Raw genomic sequence first — 23,872 nt, 5'->3', positions numbered from 1 at the left:
TTATAGGTGAACCGTTTGTGCCGTAAAGCGATTAAAATCAACCGCACACCGAATTTCTGATGCATTTACAGAAACCAAACGTTTAGTAGCGCCCGTCTTACAACCAGTTTGGCCTTTGGATATGTGATGGGGCGATCGGTCTGCGGGCGCGCGGTGTGGCGTTTCGGTGGGGTCGAGTTGGCCGAGGGGAGGCAGGACGTGAGCGTACGCTTTGGCGACCTCTATGAGAAGCTTCGGAGCGAGCAGATTGGGCTCGTTGCGGGCGCCGGTGGCCTGGACCGACCGGTAAGTTGGATCCATATGGTCGAGAGTGCCGAGATTGCCACCTTCCTGGAGGGCGGCGAGGTGGCTATCATCACCGGCGTGGGGCTTGCAGACCCCAGCGGGTTGCTCGACCTCGTGCAGCTTGTCGACCGCTACGGGGCGAGCGCCGTCGTGGTAAACGTGGGCCCCTACATTGCCGACATCGGCCCCGAGGTCATTGCGTACTGCGATGCGAACGACCTGCCGCTGCTCAAAGCGCCGTGGTCGGTCCACATGGCGCGCATCATGCGCATCATCGAGAGCGAGATTGCCCGGTCGGACCGCGCCGGCATGGAGCTTGCGGCCGCGCTCGAGAACGCCATCCGGTCGCCAGAACAGCCCGGCATCTATCTGCCTTACTTGGAGCGAAACGGCTTCTCGCGCACCTGGCGCTACTGCGTGGCCGTCATCGAGCCGGCGCCGCTGTCCCAAGAGGCGGCGGAGACGCGCCGGACAGCCGACGAGGCGCTGCTGCAGGCGGCCCGCGGCTTTGTCACGTTTCGCGGGTGGGCCTGCGCCACGCTGCTGCTGGACGGCCGCCTGGTCGCGGTGTTTGCCGAGGTCGACGACGCTGCCGCCGAGCAGCGCACCACCGAGCTCGTGGAGCATCTGCGCACGTCGGGCCGCGGGCACGCGCTCTGGGCCGGCCTGGGAGGCGTGACCAAGAACGCGCGCTGCATCGGGTCGAGCTATGTGCAGGCCCTTCGCCTGGAGCAGCTTGAGCGTGCGGCAGACCGGACCGATACGCTACCCGTATACGCGCGCCTGGGCGTGTTCAAGGTCTTGCTCGCCGTCGACGATCAACGTGTGCTTCGCGAGTATGTGGAGGGCACCATCGGTCGGCTGGTAGCCTATGACGCCGCAAACGACACGGACCTCTTGCTTACCCTCAAGCTCTATCTCGAGCTCAACGGCCGGGTGAAAGATGTCGCCGAGCGCCTGTTTGTGCACCGCAACACGGTGAACTACAAGGTGGCGAAGGCGGCCGAGATCCTGGGTGCAGACCTGTCGAGCGGCCGCGTGCGCGAGGAGCTGCTGCTGGCCATCCAGGCAAAGCCGCTTGTCGACGCCTCGTAAGGGCCGCTCGTGCGGCGCGGCCCAATCCGTCATATTTCGGGGCGGTTTCCCGTTGTTTGCCAAACGCCATCGAGCGTGTTGCCAGCAGTTCGAAGGTTCGTTTCAACCCGTTGACATCGCCGCTGCCGCATAGGCCGATACCTGCGGATTGTGCTCCAGCCTAAAAATGTCGGTGCTTCCTGAGGAACCGTTGAGGCGCTTGCGGTTCCTACCATGTTCGCCATCGCGTCGCCGGCGACGGGCGTCTGCCTCTCAGAAGGGGTCGGGCCCGTGCGGGCGAGACGCATCGGACTCGAACAGGGAGGGTCGAACATGGGAAGGCTGAAATTCATCGGCAAGCGCATCGTTCTCATGGTGCCCGTGTTTCTCATCATCACGTTCGTGGTGTATGCGCTGATCAACGCTGCCCCGGGCTCCGTGGTGGACAATATCATCGCTCAGCAGCCCGATATCACGCAGGAGCAGATCGATCAGATCTACCACGAGTACGGACTCGACCAGCCCATGGTCGTGCGCTACGTCTCGTGGCTCGGCGGGCTGCTCCACGGTGACCTGGGCACGTCGTACCGCACGAACGAAGGCGTGGCCGGCATGGTGATCGAGCGCTTGGGCCCCACGCTGATCCTAACAGGAACAGCGCTGGTCATCGCCGTGCTCATCGGCGTGACGCTTGGCATCTTGGCGGCGCTCAAGCCGGGCGGCGTGTGGGACAAGGTCTCGTCGGTCTACACCTTTGCCGGCACCTCGTTTCCCAACTTCTTTATGGCGCTCGTGCTCATCTCGCTTTTGTCGGTCCAGCTGCGCCTGCTCCCGTCGATGGGCATGTTTACGAGCGGCGAGCCCCAGACGCCCGCTGCCCTCGCGTGGCACCTCGTGCTGCCGGCGTTCGTGCTGAGCTTCAGCATCACGGGCAACTTCATCAAGCAGACGCGCAGCGCCATGCTCGAGGTGCTCGGGTCGGACTTCATCAAGGTAGCGCGTTCGAAGGGCATCTCTAAGACGGCGGTCTATCTGCGCCACGCCTTCCGCAACGCACTGCTGCCCATCGTGACGCAGATCGGGCTCATGGTGCCCTTCCTGGTGGGCGGCGCGGTGGTTATGGAGCAGATCTTCAGCTGGCCCGGGCTGGGGTCGTTGATGAACACCTCCATCTCGGCGCGCGACTATCCGGCGGTCATGGGCATCACGGTCGTCATCGCGCTTGTGGTGCTCGTCGCAAACGTGGTCATGGACATCGTCTACACGCTCATCGACCACCGCATCGAGCTGAACTAGCAGCCGAGCGAGCGCCAGCACATCCCAGAAAACCCTTAAGACATCCCCGTTGGAAACGTGAGGTGAACCGTCATGCCGAACCACACCGCATCCGCCGGCCAGACGACCTTCCTAAAACGCCTGCTCAAGCGGCGCAAGGCCGTCGTGGGCCTGGTGATTTTGGCCGTCGAGGTTGCGCTTGTCATCGTGCTGCCCATCGTCATGAACCTGGACCCCTACACCTCGGATACCGCGGCATTCAATGCCGCGCCGAGCGCCGCGCATCTGCTTGGCACCGATGACGTGGGCCGCGACATCTTCGCACGCCTGCTCTACGGCGGCCGCGTGTCGCTTATCGTGGGCGTCTCGTCCATGTGCATCAGCATTGCGGTCGGCGTGCCGCTGGGGCTGATCGCGGGCTACTTCCGCGGGGCGTGGGAAGCGGTCATCATGCGCGCGGCGGACATCTTCATGTCGTTCCCGTCGCTCGTGCTCATTCTGGTGATCGTGGCCGTGTTTGGAAGCTCGCTTCCCATCATCGTGTGCGTCATCGGCCTTTTGGGCTGGACGCAGCCGGCAAAGCTCGTCTACAGCAACGTGTTGTCGGTCACGCGGCAGGAATACGTGGAGAGCGCGCTCGGGTTGGGCTTGGGCGACGCGCAGATCATCTTCAAGTACGTGCTGCCCAACGTCATTTCGCCGGTGTGGGCAAGCATGGCCTTCAACATCTCGTCCGCCATCACCACCGAAGCATCGCTGAGCTTTCTGGGCATGGGCATTCAGGCGCCCGAGGCCTCGTGGGGCAACATGGTCAACAGCGCTCAGCAGTACGTGACCATGATTGCCCGGCAGTGGATGTGGCTTCCCGCAGGCATCTGCCTGGTGGTGACGATTATCGCCGTCAACCTCGTGGGCGAGAGCATCCGCGATGTGTACGACCCTCGTTCGATGTAGCGAATAAGGAGGAACACCATGTCTTACATGCTCACGCGCCGGTCGCTTCTCGCTGCGGCCGCGGCAGGCCTGGGTGCGCTCGCGCTGTCCGGATGCGAGGCCGCCAAGGGCGAGCAGCGGATCGCCCTTACCTTCGCGTTGGCGTCGCCCTGGGATACGCTCAACCCCTATACGAGCAACGCCGGCAGCTTCGCCGCGCTCGTGCAGGACAAGATCTTCGACAAGATCGGCTATATCAACGAGGACTTCAAGGTGGAGCCCCGCGCGGCTTCCTCGTGGGAGCTTTCGGACGACGGCATGTCGATCACCTTCCACCTGGATCGCGACGCGACCTTCCACGACGGCGTGCCCGTGACGGCCGACGACTGGCTCTTCACCATGGGCTATGTCACCTCTGCCGACGTCACCCTTACCTCGCACTCCTTCGCGCGCTACCTCGAGGGCACCACCGACGCGGGCATCGAGACCTCGGCGGGCTCTGCCGCCATCGAGAAGCTGGATGACTATACGGTGGTCTGCCATCTCAAGCGCCCCTATGCGCTGCAGTCGCTCATGGAGTCTGCGGCCAAGACGTTTCATATCCTGCCGGCGCACTGCTTCGAGGGCATGACGTATCCCGAGGTCACCGACGCGCCGTATTGGTCGGCGCCTGTGGGGTCGGGTCCCTGCAGCTTCTCGTCCATGGTGAGCGGCACATCTATCACCCTGGACGCATACGCGGACTACCACCTGGGTCCGCTCGCCTTCGACGAGTTCACCTTCCAGGTCATGGCGCAGTCCAACTTCGTGAACTCCATCATGGCGGGCGACGCGGACCTCACCTACACGGCCATTCCCACCGAGGACGCGCTCGTGCTGAAAGACGAGCCGGCCATCTCCATCACGCGGCAGGAGCATCCCACGTTTTTGCAGGTGCTTGCCTGGAACAACGAGGCGACCTCGGCCAACATTCGGCGCGCCGTCAACTTTGGCATCGACAAGCAGCTCATCTTGGACGAGTACTACGAGGGCGAGGGAAAGCTCACCGAGAGCGTGATTCTGCCCGACTCGCCCTACTTCAAGGGCAACGAGGCACCGCGCGACGTCGACCAGGCGCGATCCTACTTCGAGGCTGCCATCGCGGCGGGCGAGTGGCAGGAGGGCGCGCCCATCATCATCGGCGTCAACACCACGAGCCGCCAGAGCCAGGGAGCGGTGATCCAGCAGAACCTCGCCGAAATCGGCCTGGACTGCCAGATCCAGATGTACGACTCGGCCACCATGTGGGCCTATCTGCGCGACGGCACCATCCATGGATGCCTCATGGGCCTCATGCCCACGAACGACCCCATGAGCCTGTACAGCTACTTCGATTCCTCGTATGCGCAGTCCACGTGGTTCCACGTGAACGACGAGCGCTTCGACGACATCATCAACAAGCTGGAGGTGGAAAACGACGAGGACGCCAAGCGCGAGCTGTGCTACCAGTTCCAGGACGTCGAATCCGACATCGTGCCCTTCAGCTGGATTTGTGCGCAGTATTCCTTCGCGGCCACCTCGCCGCGTCTGGGCAACGCGGACCCGTTCGCGTCGGATCAGTTCAACAACGCGGTGTGGAAATGGACGGTTGCGGCGTGACCGCGTGAAAGGAGGGGATGACCATGGCACAGACCGTATTGGACGTGCAAGACCTGGCGGTCGAGTTCACCATCGCGGGCACTCCCACGACGGTGGTGCGCGACATCTCGTTTTCGATCGAGGCAGGCAAGGTCCTCGGCGTGGTGGGCGAGTCGGGCTGCGGCAAGAGCGTCACGGCAACCGCCATCATGGGGCTGCTGCCCGAAGGGCTGGGGCGCGTGTCGCGGGGAAGCATCAAGCTCATGAGCGAAGAGCTCGTGGGCAAGAGCGACCGCGAGATGCGCGCGATTCGCGGCAACCAGGTGGCGATGATCTTCCAGGACCCCATGACGTCGCTCGACCCCATGTATACCATCGGCGCCCAGATGGTCGAGCAGATTCGCGCCCACGAGAAGCGCTCGCGCTCCGACGCGTGGGAGTACGCGCGCCACATGCTCGAACAGGTGGGAATCCCCTCGCCGGGACAGCGCCTGCGCGAATACCCCCACCAGCTTTCCGGCGGCATGCGCCAGCGCGTGATGATCGCTATGGCGCTGTCGTGCAAGCCGGCGCTGCTCATTGCCGATGAGCCCACGACGGCGCTCGACGTGACCATCCAGGCCGAGATCCTGGACCTCATCAAGAGCTTGCAGCGCGACTTCGACACCGCGGTGCTCATGATCACCCACGATATGGGCGTGGTGGCGCAGACGGCCGACGACGTCATGGTGATGTACGCCGGCGACGTGGTGGAGAAGAGTTCGGCGGCCGAGCTGTTCCACCATCCCAAGCATCCCTACACGCGCGGCCTCATCGCGTCGATACCGCCCCTGCGCCAAAACGTCGACCGGCTGCACACCATTCCCGGCACGGTGCCAGCGCTATCCGAGATGCCCGACGGGTGCCGTTTCTGCGACCGATGCGCGCGGCGCGCCCCTTCCTGCGAGCAGGCACATCCGCGCCTGCGCGGCGTGGGCAGCGCCCTGGTGCGCTGCGACCAGTATGAGCGGATCGAGAGGGAGGTGGCCTCATGCCGGTAAACGATTATGCCGCCCTCCTGCGGGCGGAAGACATCCATAAGACCTTTCCCGTCTCCCACGGGCGGCAGCTCAAGGCGGTCGATGGGGTAGACGTGACGATCTTCGAGGACGAGGTCGTGGGCCTTGTCGGCGAGTCGGGCTGCGGCAAGTCGACGCTCGGGCGCACGCTCCTCAAGCTCCATGAGCCCACGAGCGGGAAGATCATCTTCGACGGCGAGGACATCACCGACTATTCGCGCAAGCAGATGCGCCCGGTCCGGCAGAAGATGCAGATGGTCTTTCAGGATCCGTTTGCATCGCTCAATCCGCGCATGCGCATCCGCGATTCGGTGCGCGCGCCGCTTGACGCCTTTGGCATCGGCACGCGCGAGGAGCGCGACGAGCGCGTGCGAGCCCTGCTGGAATACGTGGGGCTGGGCGCCAACCATATCGACAAGTACCCGCACGAGCTTTCGGGCGGCCAGCGCCAGCGCGTGGTGATTGCCCGGGCGGTCATTCTGGGACCCAAGCTCGTGGTGTGCGACGAGGCGGTCTCGGCGCTCGACGTGTCCATTCGCGCCCAGGTGCTCAACCTCATGAAGGACCTGCAGTATCAGCAGCACCTCTCGTACCTGTTCATCTCGCACGACATGAGCGTCATCCGCTTTATCTGCGACCGCATCATGGTGATGTATCTGGGCCAGGTGGTAGAGGTCGCGGGGCGCGACGAGCTGTTCGAGAACCCGGCCCACCCCTATACGCAGGCCCTTATGTCGGCCATCCCCGTGCCCGACGTCGACCATCACACCATGAAGATCGAGCTGTCAGGCGACGTTCCGAGTCCTTTGGACCCGCCGCAGGGTTGCCGGTTCCATACCCGGTGCCCCTATGCCAAGCCGGAGTGCTCAAAGACCCAGCCGATTCCCGTGGAGATCGAACCGGGGCATGCGGTCTCCTGCCTGAAATACGCCTAGCCGTGCAGACGACCGCGCGGACTCGTGCTGTTCGCGGTCGCGCGGCGTGTCGTTTGACAGCTGGGGCGCGCCGCCTGTGCCGGGGCTCCCCGCACGGCGCTGCTGCAGGTGCGAGCGACCTGCGCCTGCAACAGCCCCTTGTCTTGCCAAAAGAAAGGAACCAACCGATGGAAAAGCTGTACCTAAACGGGCCCGTCGTCACCATGGAGGCGCCGGACGCCGTGGCCGAGGCCCTGCTTGTGCGCGACGGAAAGATCGCCTTCGTGGGGCGCGCGTCCGAGGCTCGTGTCATCGCGCACGACGCGCAGGTGGTCGACCTTATGGGCCACACCCTCATGCCCGGGTTCATCGACGGGCATAGTCATATCACCGAGGCCATGGAGATGAGTGACTTCGTCGACCTGGGCGAGTGCACCACCTTTGACCAGATCGTCGAGACCATGCGCCGCGGGCTTGCGGAGCGCAACCTGGCGCCCGGGCAGCCCCTTGTGGGCCATAACTACGACCACAACCTGTTGGGCGGCGAGCATCCGGACCGCACGGTGCTCGACCGTGTTGCGACGGACCGGCCGGTGGTGGCCATTCAGGTCTCTGCCCACATGGGCACCATGAACAGCGCCGCCCTTGCCGCAGCCGGCCTTACGCGCGACACCCCCGACCCCGACGGCGGCCGTTTGGGCCGCGACCCCAAGACGGGTGAGCTTACCGGCTACGTCGAGGAGACGGCCATGAACGCCGTCTATGCCCTGCGCACTCAGGCGGCCATCTCCACGCCCGAGGAGAAGCTGGCGCGCGCCCAGGAGCTCTATATGAAAAACGGCATCACGACCGCACAGGACGGCGCCTCGTCGCGCACGGGACTCGAGATGCTCTCCCGCCTGGGGGCGGAAGGCAAGCTCAAGCTCGACGTGGTTGCCTACCCTGTAGCGGGCGACGACGTCGAGGAGACCTTTGCCATGTTCGGTGAGCGCGACGGGGTCTACAAGGACCATCTCAAGCTCGGCGGATATAAGACCTTCCTCGACGGCTCGCCGCAGGGGCGGTCGGCGTGGCTCACGAAGCCCTATGTGGGCATGGGTGGCTACTGCGGGTACCCGCGCTTCACCGACGAGGTCGTCGACCACGTCATGGAGATGGCGGTGCGCAACAACAGACAGATTCTTGTTCACTGCAACGGCGATGCCGCGAGCGACCAGTTCTTGCGTTCCTACGAGAAGGCGCTCGCCGCATCCGACAACCCCAAGAAGGGGGAGCTTCGCCCGGTGATGATTCACTGCCAGACGGTGCGCGACGACCAGCTGGACCGCATGGCTGCCATCGACATGATCGCGTCGATCTTCGTGGGACACGTGTGGTATTGGGGCGACGTACACATGGCCAACCTGGGCGAAGAGCGCGGACGCCGCGTGAGCCCCGTGGCCTCTGCGCTCGAGCGCGGGCTGCATGTGGACTTTCATCAGGACACCCCGGTCACCCCGCCGCGCCCGCTTTTCAGCGCCTGGTGCGCGACGCAGCGCGTGACGCGCAGCGGTCGCGTGATCGGCCCCGAGCAGCGCTGCTCGGTCTTCGACGCGCTGCGCGCCATCACCATCGAGGGGGCCTACGCCTACTTCGAGGAGAACGAGAAAGGCACGCTCACCGCAGGCAAACGCGCCGACATGGTCGTGCTCGACCACAACCCGCTGGCTGCCGGCGCCGACACGCTGCGCGACATCAAGGTGCTCGAGACGATCAAGGACGGCGAGACGATCTATACGGCCTAGGCGGGCGGTCTAGGGAGGCGGCCTGGGGAGATTGGGCCGCTGGAGCCTGCGCGGTGCTGGCTGCCGCGCGGGGCAGACGAGGGGAGGTGCCAGGGGTGGACGCATTTGCATACGCGCTCTATATCGCGGTGCTCTTTGTGGCGAACGCGCTGCAGGCGATCACCGGGTTCGCGGGAACCGCGCTCGCTATGCCCGCCGTGGCGCTTCTGGTGGGTGCGGACACCGCCCGGGTGGTGCTGAACGTCGTCATGCTCGTCTCGTCCGCATGGATCGCCTGGACGTCGCGGGAGCACCTGAACCGCCCCGCCTTCTGCCGCATCGTCGTCTTCATGCTGGTCGGCATGGCAGCAGGCATGGCGCTCTACCGCTTCGTGTCCTCCGATGCCCTGCTGCGCGTCTATGGCGCTGCGATCGTGGTCATTGCGCTGTGGGGTCTTGTCCGAGGTATTGCGACCGAGGGGGAGCTCTCCCGGGCGGCGCAGGCGGCGATTCTGTTTGTAGCGGGCGTGATTCAGGGGGCATTCGTCTCGGGTGGGGCGCTGCTCGTGCTCTTCGCGGTGCGCGTGCTGCCTTCCAAGGAGGAGTTTCGCGCCACGCTCGCTCCGGTTTGGGTGGTGCTCGGCGTCATCATGTGCGCGGAGCAGGCCTGGGAGGGCGCCTATACGCCCCAGGCGCTTGGCCTGCTGGCGCTTGCCGTGGTGCCCGTCGCCGTGGCGGTTGTCGTGGGGTCGCGGCTTCAGCGGCGGATCAGCCAGGCTCATTTCACTACGTTGACCTTTGCATTGCTTGCGGTCTCGGGACTCGTGGCAATGCTGTAGGGCATCCGGGCTGCATGCCCGGGGTCGGTTGGATACGAGGTGGGGCGCTGCGCCCCCAAGAAAGGATGTCATCATGGCACTTACAGACCAGCTTTCTGGCGAGGATGTCAAGCAGCTGCACGAGCAGTACGTCTTTCAGTCCTGGGGGCTTGCTGGCTCATCGGCGATTCCCGTCCAGCGCGCCGAGGGCATCTACTTCTGGGATTACGACGGCAAGCGCTACGCGGACATGTCTTCGCTGCTTGTGTGCTCCAACCTTGGCCACAACAACCCCGAGCTCGTCGCCGCTCTGAAGGAGCAGGCCGACAAGATGTGCTTCATGGCTCCCGCCTACGCGAGCGCTCCTAAGAGCCTGCTTGCCAAGATGCTCGTCGAGGTGGCCGGTGCGGACTTCTATCAGCGTGTGTTCTTCACCAACGCCGGCGCCGACGCGAACGAGAACGCCATCAAGATGGCGCGCATGGTAACCGGCCGCTCCAAGATCTTGAGCTGCTACCGCAGCTACCATGGCGCGACCTTGGGCGCATCGTTCGCTTCGGGCGACTGGCGCCGCTTCGCCTCCGAGATGGGCGGCGAGGCCCCGAGCTTCGTGCACTTCATGAACCCCAACATGTACGAGGACGGCTACACGCGCGGCGTCGACGACGAGGCCGTGACCGCGATGTGCCTGCATCGCCTGGAAGAGCAGATCTGCTACGAGAACCCCGACAACATCGCTGCGATCCTCATGGAGAGCATCGTCGGCGCCAACGGCGTGATCCTGCCGCCCGCCGGCTACATGGAGGGCGTCCGCGCTCTGTGCGACAAGTACGGCATCCTTATGATCTGCGACGAGGTCATGGCGGGGTTCGGGCGCACGGGCAAGATGTTCGCGTGGCAAAACTTCGACATCAAGCCCGACCTCATCACCTTCGCCAAGGGCGTTACCTGCGGCTATGTTCCGCTGGGCGGCGTGATTGCCTCCAAGGCCGTGTCCGCCTACTTCGAGGACCACGTCCTGCAGTGCGGCCTTACCTACTCCGGCCACACGCTTGCCTGCGCGGTGGGTGTGGCGGCGCTCACCTATTACCGCGAGCACAAGGTGTGCGAGCACGTGAAGGAGATGGAGGGAATCCTGAAGCCCTTCCTCGAGAAGATGGTCGAGAAGCACGACTGCGTGGGTGAGGCCCGCTGCATCGGACTGTTCGCGGCGCTCACAATCGTGAAGGACAAGAAGACTCGCGAGCTCATGGCGCCTTATCATGCCCGCGAGAGCGTCATGCCCCAGATCATCGGTGAGCTCAAGCGCCGCGGCTTCTCCACGTTTGGACGCGAGACGAACATCAACGTCTGCCCGCCGCTCACCATCACCGCCGACGAGCTCAATGAGTGGCTTCCTGTGCTCGACGACGTTCTGGGCTGGGCCGACGAGAAGTTCTGCCACTAGACAGGAGGGGAGACGCCATGCGCTGGGACTACACGCAGCCGGTCGAGATTCGCTTTGGAGAGGGCCGTGTCGACGAGCTCCCCGCTCTCGCATCTGAGCGGGGCTGGAAGCGCGGCCTGCTGGTCGCCGCTCCCCATGTGGTGAAAAGCGGCCTTGCGGCCAAGCTCGAGGCGTCGGGATGTGTCGCCGGCACATATGCGAACATCTCGCCCAATCCCGATGTGTCCGAGGTCGATGCCTGTGCGAACCAGCTCGCACAGGGGGATTTCAACTTTGTGGTCGCAATCGGCGGCGGCAGCGCGATCGACCTTGCCAAGGCCGCCTCGGCCACCTGTGGCGTCGAGGGCTCGGTGCGGGATTACCTGGGCACGGGACGCCCGCTGCCCGATACCCGCCTGTCGCTCGTCGCCGTGCCCACCACGGCGGGGACCGGCAGCGAGGTCACCAGCGTCGCGGTGATCTCTGACCGCGAGCGGGGCACCAAGGCGCCCATCGTCGCCGACTCGCTCTTTCCCGAGGTGGCTGTCGTCGACCCACAGCTTACCTGGTCGGTCCCGCCGCAGGTGACGGCCTCCACAGGCATCGACGTCCTGTGCCATGCAATCGAGGGGTACTGGAGCCTGGGGCACCAGCCTATCTGCGACGCCCTGGCCGTGCACGCCGCGCGGATCGTCTTTACCTATCTGCCGCGCGCCGTGCGCGACGGGACCGACCACGAGGCGCGCGAGCGTCTCTGTGAGGCGTCGGTGATTGCCGGCCTCGCCTTTGCGCTCCCCAAGACGACCTCGTCGCATGCCTGTTCGTTTCCGCTCACCCGGAGGTACGGCATCCCTCACGGCGAGGCGTGCGGCCTCACCCTCGACTATTTCTGCCGCCTTAATGCAAGCGCCGACGACGGTCGCGTGAAGGACCTGGCCCACGCGCTCGGCTTCACCTCGCCCAAGGTGCTCGCGGACGGCATCGCGTGGCTTCGGACGGCGGTGGGGCTGCGAGGTGACCTCACGTCGCTCAACCTCACCTCGGAGGACATCGACTGGCTCGTCCAGGAGAGCCATCATCCCAACCTACTCAACAATCCCGTGCCGGTGACCGACGAGGCGCTCTACCGCCTGTATCGGGGCCTGGCTTCGGGGTCGACCTGTTCGGATTTATAACGGGCCTGCGGCCCTCGACGGAAAAGGTGGTGCATCATGAAGATGATCGAGGCGATCGTGCGTCCCGAGCGGACCGATGCCGTGCTGCGCGCCCTGCGTGAAAAGGGCTTTGCGGCGGTGACGCGCATGGATGTCTATGGACGTGGCAAGCAGCAGGGTCTGCGGATAGGCGAGTCGTTCTATGACGAGCTGCCAAAGAACATGCTGCTCATGGTAATCGATGATGCGAGTGAGGAGGCCGTGGTCTCGACCATTATGGAGACGGCGCGCACGGGCGAGGCGGGCGTGTTCGGCGATGGCCGCATCTTCGTCACGCCGGTGCTTGACGCCTATACCATCTCGTCCAAGACGAGAGGGCTCTAGGAGGGGTCGCTATGAAGAAGATCCTGCTCTTTGTGCGACCGACCAAGGTCGATACGGTCAAACAGACGCTCTCGGAGGTGGGGCACCCCGGCTTCACCTGCCGGCGCGTCATGGGGCGCGGCAAGCGCGTGGCGGGAAACGGCAACGAGCGCATGGACCTGCTGCCCAAGCGCATGTTTGTGATCGTGGTGCCCGATGAGGCGGTCGATGACGTGGTGAAGCGGCTCATGGATGCCGTGAGCGAGGGGCATCCAGGCGATGGCCGTGTCTTTGTAATTCCGGTCGAGCGCTCGTACAACATCCATCTGGCTCGCGAGCTGTGAGTTCCGGGGAGTGCGGCGGGCAACGGCCCTCGCCCGTGGCAGACGTCTGGCAGCTGCCGGACGGTAGGCCGCGACGGTGGCCTTCGCCCGTGGCTTTCCGCCCTCGGCGGGAGCTGGCGGCTGGCAACGGCCTCCGCCTGAGTCGACTGTCTGTCAGCGGCTCACGTCCGTAACAGCCGGCCGGCCGCGCCCGCAGCCTCTAGCAGCGGCCCTCATCCGGGGCCACCGGTCGGCCTCACCCGTAACCGCCTACAGCCACTTATATATATGGGGTATATTGTGGCAATCCACACGCACGGCTCGTATATTGGGGCAATTCACACGCTCGGGGTAGGTTTTTAGGCCCTTGAGCGTGTGGATTGCGTAAGGATAGACACAACGCGTGTGGATTGCCACAGAACTGAACAAGATTGTCGTACGTTGCCTACAGGGTCACAAAACACCGCCGTACGTTCGGCACAAAGCCGCGCCGCACGTTACCTGCAGAACCGCAAAAGCCGCGCCGCACGTTACAGATTTCGTCTACGGCCTGTGGCGCGGACGGTTTCCGGATTGGTTTCCGTGCGCGAGATATGGGAGATACGCCCCGCGTCCTGCATGAACCGGGCGAGATGGGGTATCATGGTTTGCTATTGTCAGCTGCCTCTCGGCATGGCAGCCTTGACGAGCCCTTGCCCCGACCCCTGGGGAATTATGATCGGGCGTCAATCTGCCGAGCGGCTTGATGCAACCCAGGAGGGGTCTTACACATGGCAAAGGAATACCTGGCTTCGGCCGAGGACGTGCTCCAAAAGGAGTCCTCGAGCGCCGAGACCGGCCTGACTGCGGCCGAGGCGTCGTCGCGTCTCGCCAAGTTCGGGCCAAACAAGCTCAAGGAAGAGGCGAAGACTCCGCTATGGATTCGCTTCTTCCAGCAGATGGCCGACCCGATGGTCATCATGCTCATCGTGGCGGCCGTGATCTCGGCCGTGACCGGCATGATCCAGGGCGAGTCCGAGTGGGCCGACGTCGTCATCATCATGGCGGTCGTCATCATCAACTCGGCCCTCGGCGTCATCCAGGAAGCCAAGAGCGAGGAGGCGCTCGCCGCGCTGCAGGAGATGAGCGCCGCGCAGTCCAAGGTCATCCGTGACGGCAAGCTCACCTCGCTGCATTCCAGCGAGCTCGTGCCCGGCGACGTGGTGCTGCTCGAGGCGGGCGACGCCGTGCCGGCGGACTGCCGCATCCTCGAGAGCGCATCAATGAAGATTGAAGAGGCCGCGCTCACCGGTGAGTCCGTCCCGGTCGAGAAGCATGCGCGCGCCATCACGCTTGACGAGGGCGTTGACGACGTGCCGCTCGGCGACCGCAAGAACATGTGCTACATGGGCTCCACCGTGGTCTATGGCCGTGGCAAGGCCGTCGTCGTCGACACCGGCATGGACACCGAGATGGGCAAGATCGCCGGTGCCCTGAACGACGCCAAGGAAGAGCTCACCCCGCTTCAGGTCAAGCTTGCCGAGCTTTCCCGCATCCTTACCATCATGGTGATTGTGATCTGCGTGGTCATCTTTGCCGTTGACCTGCTGCGTACCGGCATCGGCAATGTGGCCGAGGAGCCGCAGATGCTGCTCGACACCTTCATGGTCGCCGTGTCGCTTGCCGTGGCCGCCATCCCCGAGGGCCTCGTGGCCGTGGTGACCATCGTGCTGTCGCTCGGCGTGACCAAGATGGCCAAGCGCCAGGCCATCATCCGCAACCTCAGCGCGGTCGAGACCCTGGGCTGCACGCAGGTGATCTGCTCCGACAAGACGGGCACCCTCACCCAGAACAAGATGACCGTGGTGAACCACGAGCTCGCCGCGCCCGAGGAGAAGCTTCTGGCCGGCATGGCCCTGTGCTCCGACGCCAAGTGGGACGATGAGGCAGGCGAGGCCGTGGGCGAGCCCACCGAGTGCGCGCTTGTGAACGACGCCGCCAAGGCCGGCATGAAGGGCCTGGACGAAGAGCATCCGCGCGTGGGCGAGGCGCCGTTTGACTCGGGCCGCAAGATGATGTCCGTGGTGGTCGAGGAGGCCGACGGCAACTTCGAGCAGTACACCAAGGGCGCGCCCGACGTGGTCGTGGGGCTGTGCACCAAGGTGTACGACGGCGACCAGGTCGTTCCCATGACCGACGAGCGTCGCGAGCAGATCCTGGCCGCCAACAAGGACATGGCCGACCAGGCGCTTCGCGTGCTTGCCCTTGCCAGCCGCACCTACACCGAGAAGCCGGCTGATTGCTCGGCCGAGGCGCTTGAGCACGACCTCACCTTCTGCGGTCTGTCCGGCATGATCGACCCCGAGCGCCCCGAGGTTGCCCCGGCCATCGCCGAGGCCCACGGCGCCGGCATCCGCACCGTCATGATCACGGGCGACCATATTGACACCGCCGTGGCCATCGCCAAGAACCTGGGTATCGTGAAGGATCGCAGCGAGGCCATTACCGGCGCCGAGATCGACAAGATGTCCGACGAAGAGCTCGACCGGAACATCGAGAAGTATGGCGTGTACGCGCGCGTGCAGCCTGAGCACAAGACGCGCATCGTCGAGGCGTGGAAGTCCAAGAACAAGATCGTCGCCATGACCGGCGACGGCGTGAACGACGCACCGTCCATCAAGCACGCCAACATTGGTATTGGCATGGGCATCACCGGCACCGACGTCACCAAGAACGTGGCCGACATGGTGCTCGCCGACGACAACTTCGCCACCATTATTAATGCATGCGAAGAGGGCCGCCGTATTTACGACAACATCCGCAAGGTCATTCAGTTCCTGCTGTCTGCAAACCTTGCCGAGGTGTTCTCGGTCTTTGCCGCGACGCTCGTCGGCTTTACGCTGTTCCAGCCTATCCAGCTGCTGTGGGTGAACCTCGTGACCGACTGCTTCCCGGCGCTCGCGCTTGGTATGGAAGATGCCGAGGGCGACGTGATGAAGCGCAAGCCGCGCAACGCCACCGACGGCGTGTTCGCGGGGCACATGGGCCTCGACACGGTGATCCAGGGTCTTATCATCACCGCGCTCGTGCTGGCAAGCTTCTTTGCCGGCGTGTACTTTGACCTGGGCTACATCAACGTGGCCGACATGATCGCCGGCTCTGCCGACGAAGAGGGCGTCATGATGGCGTTCATCACGCTCAACATGGTCGAGATCTTCCATTGCTTCAACATGCGTAGCCGTCGTGCTTCGATCTTCCACATGAAGAAGCAGAACAAGTGGCTGTGGGGTGCGGCGATCCTTGCGCTTATCCTCACGCTCATCGTGGTCGAGTTCGACCCGCTGGCCGAGATCTTCTTCGGCGTGACGGCGCTCGAGCCGCGCGGCATGATTACCGCGCTCGTGCTGGGCTTCCTGATCATCCCGCTCGTGGAGATCTACAAGGCCATCATGCGTGCGGTCGAGAAGGAGTAGACTGCTCGCCTGAGCTCACGTGAGACCCCGGTGGTTTTCGGATGTGTTCATGCCCGTGACGGCTACGGACGCGCCCCGAACCACCGGGGTCTTTTTTTGTTGGGCGCCTCTCGCGCTGGGCATTCTCTGAGCGGGACGCCTTTCTAGCGCGCGGGGTGTCCATCGCCGCGCGTCCTTCTCACTGGGCGTGTCCGGTTGTGACCGGGCGGGTTTGGCTGGCTGTCCGATGCGGCATCCGTGTCGAGTGCGGCGTCCGCATCGGCGGGCGTCGCTGGAAGTCCCGTTTTGGGGGTCGAACAGTGCCGGCACGGAAAACTCGTTTCGGTTTTATGCAGTTAGATTTTACGTTGCCGAGTAGACCCCGTTTTTCACTGCAATGTAGGCAACAAAATCCCAGTTGGACACTTTAGTACAGTAAAGTGTACTTTCCAACTTCGAGTTTAACTGCATAAAAACGAAACGAGTTTCTGCAGCATGCCCAAGAAAGCCGTTTTCGGAGGGGGATAGCCTGTTTTCGGAGGGAGCCGGACATGTGCAACAGCGCGCGGGGGTCGTCGCGGGCTTAGACACGGACGGGTTTCGGCTTTGGTGACGTGGAATCCACAAGAGGGGGTTGTTCGTGGCGGTTACCCCACCGTTCACAGAATAGGACCCCCCAACTTCTCGCGGGGGCTTACCGAACCGGCCGCGAATGGGTAAGATGAAAACTGTTAACGATATTATCTATTGTTCGGCTGCCCCACGGGGTGCGGGCAGGGCGGCCCCGCAATGGCGAGGACGTTGAGAGAGGCGACATGGACTACGAGGCAGCAGCTCGAAAACTGATTGTGTACTCGCAGGGCCTGGCGAAAGGCTCGCTGGGTACGGCGCGCTCGCTCGCGGTGGGGGAGGCCCCTGTCCTGCAGTATCTTTCGGACAAGGGCACCGAGATGAACCCGTCTGTCCTTGCCGATACCCTGGGGTATACGCGTCCACGCATGACGCGCATTCTGGATTCGCTCGTCTCGAAGGGCTATGTGGAGCGCAAAAACGACGAAAACGACCGCCGCAAGGTGCTGGTCCGCGCCACGCCAGAGGGGGTTGAGTATGCGCACAAGCAGGGTGAAAGCAGCGTGAACGCTGTGGCGAACCAGCTGAGCTCCCTTGGCGACAAGAGCGCCCAGGAGCTGCTCAACGTCCTGGAGAAGGCCTACAGCATCACCTACGATCGCGAGCCATTCGAAAAGCCCAAGAAGCGCCGTGCGCGTGACCGCTCGTAGCTGTCCTTCGCGCGTGTGCCGCATGTCTTCGGGGCTGCGGCAGCTCCCGTGTAGCTGATTTCTTTTCCATACAGATATAGATATATGCGCGACCCTTGGTCGCGCCATCCGCCCATATCCGTCCCGCCTGGCAGCAAAACGTCAGGCGGGACGGCTGCTTCAGGGCCGCATTCATTTCAAAGAGTCCAACAAATTACCGTTCACCGACGGTTTCCTACCGTTTAGTTGTTATTGCGGAATAGTTGCTACCGTTAACGGAATTTCGGCAACCGTTTATCGGTCGAAATCAATCGCTGAAGTAATTAACGCTAATAATTATTTCAGCAACCAACACATCGCGGAGGAGTCCGCTCGAGAGAAGGGAGAGGAGCGATGCGGTATCTAGTTCTCGTGAGCCACGGGACCCTGGCGCAGGGTGTCCACAGCGTGCTCAAGATGCTCATGGGCGAGCGTGAGGACGTGGTGAGCACGAGCCTCGAGGACGGCATGGGAGCCGACGAGTATATGGCCAACCTCAAGGACGTGCTGCAGCCGGTGAAGCCTGAGGACGAGGTCCTGCTGCTGGGCGACATCATCGGAGGCTCTCCGCTCACGAACGCGCTCAACGTGCTGTCCGAGCTCGGTATGCTCTCTCACACGGTGGCTATCGGCGGCATGAACCTGCCCATGGCCATGACGGCGCTCATGGGCCTGCAGACCCAGGACCTGAACGAGCTCGCAGAGAGCATGGTCAACGAGGCGCACGAGGGTGCGCATCGTATCGATATCGCCTCGGATTCCGACGAGGACGAGGACGACATCTAAACGGGAGCGCGGCCGCCCGCCTGCTGGAAGGCACAGGGAACAGCCGGGCGGCCTCTCCATACCTTGCACGACAGCTGGAACTTCATCGGTAATCGCATCCGAGGATGCGCGAGGGGAAGGATCAACCATGATCTCATTTGTCCGTATCGACGACCGCATGATCCACGGTCAGACGGTCACCCGCTGGGCCGTCGAGTATCCGTGCGATGGCATCATCGCCGTGAACGACGCCGCTGCGTCCAACCCGGTCCTCAAGAGCGCCTACAAGAGCGCCGCGCCCGACAAGAAGACCTTCGTGTGGACCATGGACCACTTCAAGGAGAAGGCGCAGACGGTGCTGGATAGCAAGTCGCGTTACTTCCTCATCACCAAGAACCCCGTCGACATGGCCGAGATCCTCGTGAACTTCGGCTTTGTGCCCGACGACGTGAAGACCGTCATCGTGGGTCCGTGCAACGACCGTCCGGGCACCAAGAAGATCGGCAACAACCAGTCCATCACGCAGGAAGAGGCCCAGGCGCTCGAGGACATCTCCAACAAGGGCTACACCGTCGAGTTCCGCCTCATCCCCGACAAACCGGTCGGAACCTGGGACAAGTTCCGCGGCATGTTCGGCTTCTAATCCGGTGCGTCTCCGCTGCTTCGGGAACAAGCTGCGCCCGGTGGCAGCGGTGCCGATATACATGATCGTTTCGAAGGACGGGACGATCAGCACATGGAAAGGTGGTAGGTATGACAGTCAATATCTTCCAAGCGGCGTTGCTGGGACTCTTCGCCTGCTTGGCCTCGATGCCCGGCATGGGAGGCACGTCCGTCGGTAACTACACCCTGGGACGCCCGCTTGTCGCCGGCCTCGTCGTGGGCCTCATCCTGGGCGACGTAACCCTCGGCATCATCGTGGGCATGGCCATCCAGGTGGTCTACATCGCGCTCGTGACCCCTGGCGGAACCGTTTCTGCCGACGTCCGCGCCGCATGCTACATCGGCATCCCTCTGGCCATGATGGCCATTCGCGCCCAGGGGCTTGACGCCTCGAGCTCCGAGGCCGCTGCTCTCGCCACGACCCTCGGCGCCACCTGCGGCACCATCGGCGCCATCCTCTTCTATGGCACCGCCACCATCAACCTGGTGTGGCAGGGCATTGGCTGGAAGGCTCTTGAGAAGGGCGAAACCCACAAGCTCTATGTCGTCGACATGGTGCTCCCCTGGATCTCGCACATCATCTGCTCCTTCCTCCCCACGTTCGTAATCGTCTACTTCGGTCAGGGCATGGTCGACGTGATCATGAACGCGCTGCCCATGGACGGTCTGCCCATGAAGACCCTCTTCGCCGTCGGCTCGCTGCTTCCCTGCGTCGGTATCGCTATCCTGCTTAAGCAGGTCATCTCCAAGCCCACCGACTTCCTGACGTTCTTCTTTGGCTTCACGCTGGCCGCGGTCATGGGCTGCAACCTCATCGCCTGCTCCGCCATCGCCTGCTTCTTCGCGCTGATCAACTTCCAGATCTCCACGATGAAGAGCAAGCTTGACCACGTGAGCACCGCCGGCGCTATTTCTGCCGCAGATGATGACGATGAGGAGGACATCTAATCATGGCTGAGTACAGCAAGAAAGTTTCCAAGAAGGCTCTTGCCAAGTCCTTCCGCAATTGGTACTACGGCAACCTGACCTGCTTCTCGCAGGAGCACATGCAGACGTTCGGCTATCTGGTCTCCATGCTCCCGATTGTCGAGGATCTGTATGACAAGAAGGAGGACCAGACCAAGGCCCTCCAGACCTACTCCGCGTTCTTCAACACCGAGCCGCAGATCGGCTCCATGATCGTGGGCGTCACGGTCGGTCTTGAGGAGGCCCGCGCTAACGGCGAGGCCATCGACGACGAGACCATCAACGGCATCCGCGCCGGCCTCATGGGCCCGCTCGCCGGCATCGGCGACTCGCTCATCGTCGGTACGCTCATCCCGATCCTGCTCGGCATCGCCATGGGCCTTGCCGAGGGTGGCTCGGTGCTTGGCCCGATCTTCTACATCGTGGTCTGGAACCTGCTCGCCTACTTCGGCATGCGTTTCGCTTACTACCGTGGCTATGACCTGGGCGGCGCTGCAGTCGAGGCCCTCGTTGGCCCGAACGCGACGGCCCTGCGTGACTCCATCGTCATGGTGGGCACCATGGTCATCGGCGCGGTCGCCGCGACCTGGGTCTCCATCTCCACGGCGCTCACGCTGCCTGGCGGCGGTACCCTGCAGGGCACGCTTGACGGCATCTACCCCAAGCTGCTGCCCCTGATCTTCACGATCTTCTGCTGGTGGCTCATGTCCAAGAAGAAGATCAGCCCGATCGTTACCATGCTCATCCTGCTGGTGATTGCATTCGTCGGCGCTGCCGTTGGTTTCTTCGGCGCTGCCACCATCGCCGCGCCCACCGCGTAGGCGTACCATCTCAAGAAGCGCGCCCGATGCCTCATCGGTGCTGCACCGCTTGACAGCCCGGGCCGCAAGACATGATTGCTTGCGGCCCGTTTTTTCATTCCGAACATGGCTTGGAGCGGGGTTCACGAGGCATACGGCGTGCAGTGCGCCGCGACGCCGGGTGAAAGTAGTCTTCCGTGCGAAAAGGGTTCGCGGCGCCACCGTGAAGTGTTTTGTACATCGTGCGAGGAGTTGTCGCCATGCTCAAGCCCATCGATACATCGAAGTGGAATCGTCAGGACATCATCCGCGAGGCCAAGATGCAAACCGATGTCATCTCACGCCTGGACGTGTGGAAGCGTCTGGCGTACTCGCTGGTGGCTATCGGCTTTGTGCTGGGGCTTTGGGGCACGAACGTCTCCAACATGATCGCCATCATCGCCGGCGTGGTGTGCCTGGTGGTGGGAATCCCCGCCTCGATCGTGCTCACGGTGGGCGTATCGCGTGGACGCCGCAACGTGGAGCATATGCTCGAGGCGGCCGGCGTCGACGTTAAGGAGCTGCTGCGTCCGCGCGGCAAGGGCGACGTGGCGAAGCGTCATGCCGCCGACGACGCCAAGGCCGCGCAGGCGCAGGACAACTAGACCCGAAGGCGGCGTCCGTGCGCTGCCTGCTGCGGACACGCCGATATCATGATTGGATGGGATAGCACTATGGCATTCAAGATTGTTTTCACCGATGTTGACGGCACGCTGCTCGACCACGAGCATCGTGTCGTGCCCGAATCTGCCCGTGCGGTGCGCATGCTGCAGGAGCGTGGCATCCCCTTCGTGCTGGTGTCGGCGCGCATGCCCGAGGGCCTTACGACCATTCAGCGCGAGCTGGGCTTTACCGGTCCGCTCGTTTGCTACAGCGGGGCCTATGTGCTCGATGAGCAGGGTCGCGAGCTACTGAGCCGTCCCATCGACATGGCCGTGGCGCGCCGTCTCAAGGCGTTTCTGGACGCGGAACTTCCCCAGGTCTGCTGCTCGGAGTACGGCTATCACACCTGGGCGTGCGACGACGACACCGACCCGCGCATCCAAAACGAGGAGCGCATCACGACGCTCAAGGCCCTGCGCGCGCCCATGGATGCGACCTTCGACGCCCGCGGCGTGCACAAGTTTTTGGTGATGGGCGAGCCCGATCAGATTGAGCTGGCCGAGCGTACGGTTGCCGATGCGTTCCCCGAGCTGGTGGCCGTGCGCTCCTCTCCGATTCTCTGCGAGATCATGAGCGGTGAGGTGTCCAAGGCCGAGGGCGTACAGGTTATGTGCGAGCACTTTGGCATCACGCCCGCCGACGCCATTGCGTTTGGCGACGGCCATAACGATATCGACATGCTGCGCGTCGTCCCCGAAAGCTACGCGGTGGCAAACGCCGTCGACGAGGTGAAGAAGGCCGCAGCGCATGTGTGCGCGTGGTCGAACGACGAGAACGGTCTGGGTCGCACCGTCGAAGAGCTGCTTAAGAAACACTGATTAAAGGTTTTCGCGCCCGGCACGGTGGGACCGGGCGCGAAATGGTTTAATCGGTGATTCCCTCAGAGCATTGCGGCCGGCTCGGCCGGCGTCCGCCGTGGCCCCGGGCCGTTTGCGCGGCGCGATGCGGTACCATGGCGAAGGATCGTCGAGCAGAAAGGCGGGCGCATGGGCAAGCGGACGCGCGGACATGGTGGGGCGAAAACAGGGGGACGCAGGCATCGCGCCGCGCGGACATCTGGTGCCGGCGCGGCGAGTGCGGCCGCGCTTCCCGCCATCGAGGCGCTGAGCGACGTGCCGGCGTTTACCGATTTTCGCCTGGACGACGCGCAGCTCGAGGCGTTCGAGGCCTACCGCACCTCATCCGAGACGCCTGACGAGCTGCAGATAGGCTGCGTTGTCCGCCTGGATCGCGGATTTCCCCTGGTGGTGACTGCGGACGCTCTGTTTCGCGCCGAGCACGCCGTGGGGTTTGCCAAGCAGAACAAGGAGAAGGGCGACGGCGTGCTGCCCGCGGTGGGTGACCGCGTGGCGGTTCGCCGTGCTCCGGGGCACGACATGGGCGTCATAGAGTGCGTGTTGCCGCGGCGCACCGCGTTTGAACGCTGGCGCGGCAAGAACCGCGGCGAGCGCCAGGTGCTTTGCGCAAACGTGGATACGATTCTGATCGTGCAGGCGCTGGGTGCCGGCGAGGTGCTGTTGGGGCGTATCGCTCGCTCCCTGGTGCTGGCGCGCGACTGCGGGGCGTCTCCGGTGGTGGTGCTCACGAAGGCGGACCGCTGCGACGCCGAGGAACTTGCGCGAGAGCGGGACCGCGTCGAGCGCTTGGTGGGGGAGGGCGTGCCCATCATCGTGACGTCCTCTGCCGAGGGAATCGGTCTGGACGGGGTGCGCGCAGCGGTGCCTGCGGGCACGTGCGCCATGATTCTTGGAGAGTCGGGCGCGGGGAAGTCGACGCTGCTCAACGCCTTGTTGGGACACGATGCGCTGGCGACGGGCGCCGTGCGCGAGCGGGACGATGCCGGCAGGCATACGACGGTGGCCCGCGTCATGGTGGCGCTTCCGGGCGATGCCGGCGTCATCGCGGATGCGCCGGGCCTGCGCAGCCTCCCGCTTGTGGGGCATGAGCGCGGGCTGGCCCGTTCATTCCCTGAGATCGTTCGTGCGGCACATGGCTGCTATTTCTCGGACTGCACCCATACGCACGAGCCTGGCTGCGCCGTGCGTGAAGCGGTTCAGGAGGGCGAGATCGACCAGGTTCGGCTCGACGCGTTTCTGGCACTCGCCGAGGAGATGCGCGTAAGCGCCCAGAGCCTCGACCCAGACGTACATCTTTAGCGGGGCTGCGCGCCCGCGAAAAAATCTTCTTGAATATGAGAGCTACAAAGCGCACATTATCGTGGTGCGTATAATAAACGACACCCTA

21 protein-coding genes are annotated in these 23,872 nt (G+C 63.7%); all 21 read left to right on the top strand.

Annotated elements, in window-relative coordinates; translation table 11 throughout:
• Positions 1-198: 198 nt before the first annotated feature.
• The 21 genes from B5F33_RS08940 to rsgA all read left to right on the top strand — a co-directional run bounded on the left by B5F33_RS08940 (position 199) and on the right by rsgA (position 23,784).
• Positions 199-1,380, top strand: a complete 1,182-nt coding sequence (locus B5F33_RS08940; RefSeq protein ID WP_158095346.1) for a PucR family transcriptional regulator — start codon at positions 199-201, stop codon at positions 1,378-1,380.
• A gap of 312 nt (positions 1,381-1,692) precedes the next feature.
• A complete protein-coding gene (locus B5F33_RS08935; RefSeq protein ID WP_087411461.1) occupies positions 1,693-2,655 on the top strand; it encodes an ABC transporter permease in 963 nt (320 codons plus the stop codon).
• Between the two features lie 72 nt (positions 2,656-2,727).
• On the top strand, positions 2,728-3,588 hold the full coding sequence (locus B5F33_RS08930; RefSeq protein ID WP_087411460.1) for an ABC transporter permease: 861 nt from the start codon (positions 2,728-2,730) through the stop codon (positions 3,586-3,588).
• A gap of 18 nt (positions 3,589-3,606) precedes the next feature.
• On the top strand, positions 3,607-5,205 hold the full coding sequence (locus B5F33_RS08925; protein ID WP_087411459.1) for an ABC transporter substrate-binding protein: 1,599 nt from the start codon (positions 3,607-3,609) through the stop codon (positions 5,203-5,205).
• A gap of 23 nt (positions 5,206-5,228) precedes the next feature.
• The gene (locus tag B5F33_RS08920) at positions 5,229-6,224 is read left to right on the top strand and encodes an ABC transporter ATP-binding protein (RefSeq protein ID WP_087411468.1); all 996 of its coding nucleotides are present in this window, start codon (positions 5,229-5,231) and stop codon (positions 6,222-6,224) included.
• Positions 6,215-7,177, top strand: coding sequence for an oligopeptide/dipeptide ABC transporter ATP-binding protein (locus B5F33_RS08915; protein ID WP_087411458.1), 963 nt, complete (start codon positions 6,215-6,217; stop codon positions 7,175-7,177). The genes B5F33_RS08920 and B5F33_RS08915 overlap by 10 nt, the downstream gene beginning before the upstream one ends.
• Positions 7,178-7,344: 167 nt before the next feature.
• A complete protein-coding gene (locus B5F33_RS08910) occupies positions 7,345-8,940 on the top strand; it encodes an amidohydrolase (protein WP_087411457.1) in 1,596 nt (531 codons plus the stop codon).
• A 95-nt stretch (positions 8,941-9,035) separates the two neighbouring features.
• A complete protein-coding gene (locus B5F33_RS08905) occupies positions 9,036-9,758 on the top strand; it encodes a sulfite exporter TauE/SafE family protein (protein ID WP_087411456.1) in 723 nt (240 codons plus the stop codon).
• Positions 9,759-9,831: 73 nt separating this feature from the next.
• Complete coding sequence (locus B5F33_RS08900; RefSeq protein WP_087411455.1) at positions 9,832-11,184, top strand: aminotransferase class III-fold pyridoxal phosphate-dependent enzyme; 1,353 nt, start codon at positions 9,832-9,834, stop codon at positions 11,182-11,184.
• A gap of 17 nt (positions 11,185-11,201) precedes the next feature.
• On the top strand, positions 11,202-12,338 hold the full coding sequence (locus tag B5F33_RS08895) for an iron-containing alcohol dehydrogenase family protein (protein ID WP_087411454.1): 1,137 nt from the start codon (positions 11,202-11,204) through the stop codon (positions 12,336-12,338).
• A gap of 36 nt (positions 12,339-12,374) precedes the next feature.
• Complete coding sequence (locus B5F33_RS08890) at positions 12,375-12,701, top strand: P-II family nitrogen regulator (RefSeq protein ID WP_087411453.1); 327 nt, start codon at positions 12,375-12,377, stop codon at positions 12,699-12,701.
• Between the two features lie 11 nt (positions 12,702-12,712).
• Positions 12,713-13,024: a P-II family nitrogen regulator gene (locus B5F33_RS08885; RefSeq protein ID WP_087411452.1), complete on the top strand. Its 312-nt coding sequence runs from the start codon at positions 12,713-12,715 to the stop codon at positions 13,022-13,024.
• A gap of 749 nt (positions 13,025-13,773) precedes the next feature.
• Positions 13,774-16,455, top strand: coding sequence for a cation-translocating P-type ATPase (locus B5F33_RS08880; protein ID WP_087411451.1), 2,682 nt, complete (start codon positions 13,774-13,776; stop codon positions 16,453-16,455).
• Positions 16,456-17,249: 794 nt separating this feature from the next.
• Positions 17,250-17,714 (top strand): MarR family winged helix-turn-helix transcriptional regulator, encoded by a 465-nt coding sequence (locus tag B5F33_RS08875; RefSeq protein WP_087411450.1) that lies wholly within the window; start codon positions 17,250-17,252, stop codon positions 17,712-17,714.
• 372 nt (positions 17,715-18,086) lie between these two features.
• Positions 18,087-18,518 (top strand): PTS fructose transporter subunit IIA, encoded by a 432-nt coding sequence (locus B5F33_RS08870; protein ID WP_087411449.1) that lies wholly within the window; start codon positions 18,087-18,089, stop codon positions 18,516-18,518.
• Between the two features lie 127 nt (positions 18,519-18,645).
• Positions 18,646-19,140, top strand: coding sequence for a PTS sugar transporter subunit IIB (locus B5F33_RS08865; protein WP_087411448.1), 495 nt, complete (start codon positions 18,646-18,648; stop codon positions 19,138-19,140).
• A 110-nt stretch (positions 19,141-19,250) separates the two neighbouring features.
• Positions 19,251-20,108, top strand: coding sequence for a PTS sugar transporter subunit IIC (locus tag B5F33_RS08860; protein WP_087411447.1), 858 nt, complete (start codon positions 19,251-19,253; stop codon positions 20,106-20,108).
• A 2-nt stretch (positions 20,109-20,110) separates the two neighbouring features.
• Entirely contained in the window at positions 20,111-20,947 is an 837-nt protein-coding gene (locus B5F33_RS08855) for a PTS system mannose/fructose/sorbose family transporter subunit IID (protein WP_087411446.1), read from the top strand.
• 239 nt (positions 20,948-21,186) lie between these two features.
• On the top strand, positions 21,187-21,570 hold the full coding sequence (locus B5F33_RS08850) for a hypothetical protein (RefSeq protein ID WP_087411445.1): 384 nt from the start codon (positions 21,187-21,189) through the stop codon (positions 21,568-21,570).
• Between the two features lie 69 nt (positions 21,571-21,639).
• Complete coding sequence (locus tag B5F33_RS08845) at positions 21,640-22,446, top strand: Cof-type HAD-IIB family hydrolase (protein WP_158095345.1); 807 nt, start codon at positions 21,640-21,642, stop codon at positions 22,444-22,446.
• Between the two features lie 168 nt (positions 22,447-22,614).
• Positions 22,615-23,784, top strand: a complete 1,170-nt coding sequence (gene rsgA, locus B5F33_RS08840; protein ID WP_087411443.1) for a ribosome small subunit-dependent GTPase A — start codon at positions 22,615-22,617, stop codon at positions 23,782-23,784.
• Positions 23,785-23,872 lie beyond the last annotated feature (88 nt).

The organism is Collinsella sp. An2 (genome assembly GCF_002160065.1).
Classification (GTDB): domain Bacteria; phylum Actinomycetota; class Coriobacteriia; order Coriobacteriales; family Coriobacteriaceae; genus Limicola.
Note: the sequence above shows the minus strand (reverse complement) of the source record. Positions and strands in the feature narration are given on the sequence as shown.

Bases quoted from the DNA above. Each gene is read 5' to 3' on its own strand.
- B5F33_RS08865 (WP_087411448.1), top strand. From the start codon at position 18,646: ATGATCTCATTTGTCCGTATCGACGACCGCATGATCCACGGTCAGACG.
- B5F33_RS08900 (WP_087411455.1), top strand. From the start codon at position 9,832: ATGGCACTTACAGACCAGCTTTCTGGCGAGGATGTCAAGCAGCTGCAC.
- B5F33_RS08890 (WP_087411453.1), top strand. From the start codon at position 12,375: ATGAAGATGATCGAGGCGATCGTGCGTCCCGAGCGGACCGATGCCGTG.
- B5F33_RS08915 (WP_087411458.1), top strand. From the start codon at position 6,215: ATGCCGGTAAACGATTATGCCGCCCTCCTGCGGGCGGAAGACATCCAT.
- rsgA (WP_087411443.1), top strand. From the start codon at position 22,615: ATGGGCAAGCGGACGCGCGGACATGGTGGGGCGAAAACAGGGGGACGC.
- B5F33_RS08895 (WP_087411454.1), top strand. From the start codon at position 11,202: ATGCGCTGGGACTACACGCAGCCGGTCGAGATTCGCTTTGGAGAGGGC.
- B5F33_RS08870 (WP_087411449.1), top strand. From the start codon at position 18,087: ATGCGGTATCTAGTTCTCGTGAGCCACGGGACCCTGGCGCAGGGTGTC.
- B5F33_RS08910 (WP_087411457.1), top strand. From the start codon at position 7,345: ATGGAAAAGCTGTACCTAAACGGGCCCGTCGTCACCATGGAGGCGCCG.
- B5F33_RS08930 (WP_087411460.1), top strand. From the start codon at position 2,728: ATGCCGAACCACACCGCATCCGCCGGCCAGACGACCTTCCTAAAACGC.
- B5F33_RS08925 (WP_087411459.1), top strand. From the start codon at position 3,607: ATGTCTTACATGCTCACGCGCCGGTCGCTTCTCGCTGCGGCCGCGGCA.
- B5F33_RS08920 (WP_087411468.1), top strand. From the start codon at position 5,229: ATGGCACAGACCGTATTGGACGTGCAAGACCTGGCGGTCGAGTTCACC.
- B5F33_RS08885 (WP_087411452.1), top strand. From the start codon at position 12,713: ATGAAGAAGATCCTGCTCTTTGTGCGACCGACCAAGGTCGATACGGTC.
- B5F33_RS08845 (WP_158095345.1), top strand. From the start codon at position 21,640: ATGGCATTCAAGATTGTTTTCACCGATGTTGACGGCACGCTGCTCGAC.
- B5F33_RS08850 (WP_087411445.1), top strand. From the start codon at position 21,187: ATGCTCAAGCCCATCGATACATCGAAGTGGAATCGTCAGGACATCATC.
- B5F33_RS08860 (WP_087411447.1), top strand. From the start codon at position 19,251: ATGACAGTCAATATCTTCCAAGCGGCGTTGCTGGGACTCTTCGCCTGC.
- B5F33_RS08935 (WP_087411461.1), top strand. From the start codon at position 1,693: ATGGGAAGGCTGAAATTCATCGGCAAGCGCATCGTTCTCATGGTGCCC.
- B5F33_RS08875 (WP_087411450.1), top strand. From the start codon at position 17,250: ATGGACTACGAGGCAGCAGCTCGAAAACTGATTGTGTACTCGCAGGGC.
- B5F33_RS08880 (WP_087411451.1), top strand. From the start codon at position 13,774: ATGGCAAAGGAATACCTGGCTTCGGCCGAGGACGTGCTCCAAAAGGAG.
- B5F33_RS08855 (WP_087411446.1), top strand. From the start codon at position 20,111: ATGGCTGAGTACAGCAAGAAAGTTTCCAAGAAGGCTCTTGCCAAGTCC.